Consider the following 4,877-nt stretch of genomic DNA (forward strand, 5'->3'; position numbering starts at 1 on the left):
AGCCCAAGGCCATAGCCCACTTCCAGATCGGAGGAGAGATCGAGCGCCCCATAATCGGCCTGGGCGGTTTCCTGCGTGGCACCGACGGTCACGTTGCGGTCCGCCTCGATCCGGTGCAGGCCACCGCCGGCCACCCCATCCAGATACAGCGATCCCGCCTGCCAGCGGCCATAGGCGGCCAGTTGGTAACTGTCCACATGGGTATCCCCAGAGGATGACGCCAGCGTCCGGGTATAGGACCCGGCCCCGCCCAGCGTCAGGGATGGCAGAACCTGCAGGTCCGCACCCGCACTCACCCCGCCATAACGGTAATCGGTGCCTTCCGCATTGGCGGTGCCGGATACATCGCCAAAACCGCCATAGCCCCGCACCCAGACCGCCTTGTTGCGGTCCAGCCCGGTTTCGGCGGCCTGCACGGCCTCGGCCAGACTGTGGGACCAACTGTCGGTGCCGTCTGACGCCATGGCCAGTGTGCCGCTATTGGTTCGGGTCCGGTCGCCATTCAGACGGTTTTCGATCTGTTCATAAAAGGCCAGTCCGGCCCGGTTGAAGAAGGTCGGCCCGTGGGTATGGGGCATCCCGGCAAGGGCGTTGAAGGCCTGCCGCGCCCCGGCCCCGGACAGGCCCGTCATGCGATGCACCAGACCGCCAAGGCGCGGGTCTTTCTTCAGGGCGTCCAGGGTATCGGCCACCGCGTCCTGATTGGAGGTTTCCGCTTCGTCCTCAAAATCCCGCTGGTTTGAGATCAGGGTCAGGTAGACCTGATTGGTATCATAGCTGAGGCTGGGTTCCAGAAAGGCGAGGTTGGAGGTCACACCGTCAAACTCGGTCCCGCCAAGGCCGCCGCCTGCGCTCAGGATGGTATAGGTGGTGCTGGGGCCATAGGTGCCATTTTCTGCCAGCACCTGAACCGATCCGCCAGAAAGCGTGGCCGTGCCCCCTGCGTTGATCCGGTCCGCCGCCCCGGCCGAATTCACCTCAACCTCATAAACCCCGCCGCCGGAGAAATTCACATTGCCGGTGACATTGAGGGTGCCGATGGAATTCCCCGGCGCCACGGTGCCGCCCTGCATGGACACACCGCCCAAAGTGCCATCGCCGCCAAGGGCGCCGCCCCCATAAACCTCCGCCCATGATGCAATCGATCCATTGACGATCAGTTTACCACCAGTGATGTCCGCGCCATCGCCAAAACTGTGTGCCCCGGTCAGGGTCAGGGCTCCGCTGCCCGTCTTGACCATTCCTCCGTTGGTCCCGGTGATCTGCCCCGCATAGGTGCCGTCAAAGGACTGATCGAAAACAACCCGGCTTCCGACAACGGCTGTTGTAAAATCTACATTCCCCTGCAGGGAATTACTGTCCCCGGTCAGGGTTCCGTTAGAAATCACCCAGTCCTGATTGCCCGTCCCGGTCAGGGTCCAGTTGGCAGAATCAGCCTTTTTAAACACACCGAAGCCGACATAGTCGGCCCCAATCAGCGAAGCATCGAATGTACTATCAAACACCCCATCCAGAACCAATGTATCGGCAGCGCTGTAAGCAACAACCTGCCCTACGCCAATCGCCCCGGAATGCAGATGGAATTCATTGACCCCGCCCGTAAAGCGAACGGCATCTCCCCGGCCGCCGCCCCCAAGGTTCTCGCCAGCCTCAAGTCTGCCACGATTATGAACCCGAAGATTTTGTCCCATGATGGCAGCACCGCCAGGCACACCCGCTTCCCGGCTCGTCCCTCCTATTATGCTGCCATAATTCCGGATCAAGACACTATCCGCAACAATGCCTGCCCCGCCAGTGGCGCCGTCTCCCCCAAATATTGAACCCGAACCATAATTCGTCAGACTTCCGCCAGTCTGGTCAATCCCGGCGCCGCCATCACCATCCCGTGCCCCGGCAGCCCCGACACCCCCGTTCCCGCCGACAATATCCCCTCTATTGCTGGTAATGCCTACACTTTCCAGGAGCAACCCAATCCCCCCATCGCCGCCGTGGCCGCCATATAGATAGGAACCAGCCACGTTCAGCGCACTTCCCCCATTTCCACCGTGACCGCCCCGGATCTCACCGCCCAGAATCTCGGCAAGTCCCAAACTTGTCGCCTTGGCTCCGTGCCCACCAGCACCGCCACCGCCGGCACCGCCATAGGCCCCTGAGCCGTGGTTATCCCCCGCGGCACCGCCCGCACCCCCGCTTCCGCCCTGCACCACACCGGAATTAATCCAGTTACTAATCCCCCCATGAATTAGCTCCCCATAATAACCGCCGCCGCCGCCGCCGCTGCCGCCGCTGCCCGGGCCGGGATTAAAGTTACCATCTACTCCATTTCCGCCGTCCTTGCTTGCAATGGTTCCTGCGGCCCCGCCAACGCCCCCCAAACCACTCGACCCATCCTGTCCGGCCTCGGCGACGTTGCCACCAGCACCGCCCGCATTCCCGGCAATACCGCCTGCTCCCCCTTCAGCGCGGGCCTGCAGGGAATGGGACAGGGTCAGGGCACTCACCGTCAGCAACAAAAGGGCGCTATGCCTGCTGACGACGGACAGACGGTTGAGGGAGGTTTTGAAAGAGTTTTTATTCATGACAACGTCGCAATTCTTCCTTTACGCGAATTAACGCGCCAACCTTACCAGTCAAAAAGACACGCAACCACAAGTATTCATTATCATTTTCTGAAGAGTTATCATTTCCCCAAAAACGAGATTAAGGAAAAAGAACAGCAACCGACCCCTTGAAAAGCCCAGCCCGTTTCCATAACAAGTGGTTGAGATTTTCAGGAAGCTCTGTTACTGAACGCGCAGCGGACGACCTGGGGTGCACATGCCGCTTCTCCTTCCGCTGTTTCAGATATACAGAACAGGTCTGTTTTGACTGCTATAAGGTGATGTCCAATGATCCCTCGTTATTCCCGCCCCGAGATGACTGCCCTTTGGGAACCGGAAAGCAAATTCCGCATCTGGTTCGAAATTGAAGCCCATGCCTGCGATGCACAGGCCGAACTGGGCGTTATTCCGAAAGAGGCGGCAAAAGCCGTTTGGGACCGCGGTAATTTCGAAATTGACCGTATTGACGAGATCGAGCGCGAAACCAAGCATGATGTTATCGCGTTCCTGACCAATCTGCAGGAATATGTGGGCGATGAGGCCCGCTTCGTGCATCAGGGCATGACCTCTTCAGACGTTCTGGACACCTGCCTGAACGTGCAGCTTACAAAGGCTGCGGATATCCTGCTGAAGGATATGGATGATCTGCTCGCCGCGCTGAAGAAAAAAGCCTATGACCACAAGGATGATGTGTGTGTCGGTCGCTCCCACGGCATCCACGCCGAACCGGTGACCTTTGGCCTTAAAATGGCGCAGGCCTATGCGGAATTTGCCCGGAACCGGGAACGTCTTGTCAATGCTCGTAAAGACATCGCCACCTGCGCCATTTCCGGGGCGGTTGGAACCTTTGCCAATATTGATCCCTATGTCGAGGAACATGTGGCCAAGAAGCTGGGACTGGAGCCGGAACCCATTTCCACACAGGTGATCCCGCGCGACCGCCACGCCATGTTCTTTGCCACCCTTGGCGTTATCGCCAGTTCCATTGAGCGGATCGCCGTTGAAATCCGTCATCTTCAGCGGACCGAGGTTCTGGAAGCCGAGGAATATTTCTCGAAAGGCCAAAAAGGCTCCTCCGCCATGCCGCACAAGCGGAACCCTGTCCTGACCGAAAACCTGACCGGCCTTGCCCGCCTTGTCCGTATGGCCACCATTCCGGCCATGGAAAACGTGGCCCTGTGGCACGAACGGGATATTTCCCACTCTTCCGTTGAGCGTGGCATTGGCCCGGATGCGACCATCACCCTTGATTTCGCACTGGCCCGCCTGACCAGTGTGATTGAGAAACTGGTGGTTTACCCGGACAACATGCTGAACAACATGAACAAGCTGGGTGGCCTGATCCATTCACAGCGGGTTCTGCTGGCCCTGACACAGGCCGGTGTCAGCCGTGAAGATGCCTATCGTCTGGTACAGCGGAACGCCATGGTCGTGTGGCGCGAAGGCGCCGACTTCATGGAATTGCTGAAAAATGACGAAGAAGTCACCAATGCCCTCAGCCACGAAAAGATTGAAGGCGTTTTTGATCTGGAATACCACACCAAGCACGTGGACACCCTGTTCAAGCGCGTCTTCGGCGAATAACAACAGGCTTGCTGCCGGGCTGTCTTGACGGCCCCGCACCGCAGGTTCATCCTGACGCCCCGGATTTTTACGATCCGGGGCGTTTTTCATTGTGAAAGGGTTCCCATGCAAAGCCAAACCCCGGCCCGGTTGGTCACCAAACGCCTGATCCTTCGGCAATGGCAGGATAGCGACCTTGTCCCGTTCGCCGCCCTCAATGCCGACCCCGCCGTTATGGAATTTTTCCCCCATTGCCTGACCCGCGAGGACAGTGACGCCATGGCCCTGAAAATCCGCACGCTAATCGCGGAACAGGGTTGGGGGTTCTGGGCAGCGGAGATACGGGACACGGGCGCGTTTGCCGGATTTGTCGGCCTGCATCGCCCCAGTGCCGACCTGCCCTTTTCCCCTTGTGTGGAAATCGGCTGGCGGCTGGCACGGGATCATTGGGGACAGGGCCTTGCCACCGAAGGGGCAAAGGCCGCGCTGACCTTTGCCTTTGACAGACTAAGCCTGCCCGAAGTGGTTTCTTTTACCTTTAAGGATAACCACCGATCCCGCGCCGTGATGGAGCGGCTGGGATTTCAAAATAGCGGGGAGGATTTTAACCACCCCGCCCTGCCGGACGGTCATCCGCTCCGCCCGCATGTCCTGTACCGGTTACAAAAACCTTCCCCTTAAAACGCCCAGCGAATGGTCGCGGCCACCGCGTGG

3 protein-coding genes are annotated in these 4,877 nt (G+C 59.2%); 2 read left to right on the forward strand and 1 reads right to left on the reverse strand.

Annotated features, from left to right (window positions below):
* Positions 1-2,579, reverse strand: a 2,579-nt coding sequence (locus FQB27_RS16495) for an autotransporter family protein (protein ID WP_169562179.1), incomplete at its 3' end; no start/stop codon positions are given.
* A gap of 309 nt (positions 2,580-2,888) precedes the next feature.
* Between FQB27_RS16495 and purB the strand changes: the two genes are divergently transcribed.
* Together purB and FQB27_RS16505 are read left to right on the forward strand one after the other, a co-directional pair.
* Positions 2,889-4,184, forward strand: coding sequence for an adenylosuccinate lyase (purB, locus tag FQB27_RS16500; RefSeq protein ID WP_169562180.1), 1,296 nt, complete (start codon positions 2,889-2,891; stop codon positions 4,182-4,184).
* 105 nt (positions 4,185-4,289) lie between these two features.
* Positions 4,290-4,844 (forward strand): GNAT family N-acetyltransferase, encoded by a 555-nt coding sequence (locus tag FQB27_RS16505; protein ID WP_169562181.1) that lies wholly within the window; start codon positions 4,290-4,292, stop codon positions 4,842-4,844.
* Positions 4,845-4,877 lie beyond the last annotated feature (33 nt).

The sequence above is a fragment of the Sneathiella chinensis genome (assembly GCF_012720115.1).
Taxonomy (GTDB): Bacteria; Pseudomonadota; Alphaproteobacteria; order Sneathiellales; family Sneathiellaceae; genus Sneathiella; species Sneathiella chinensis.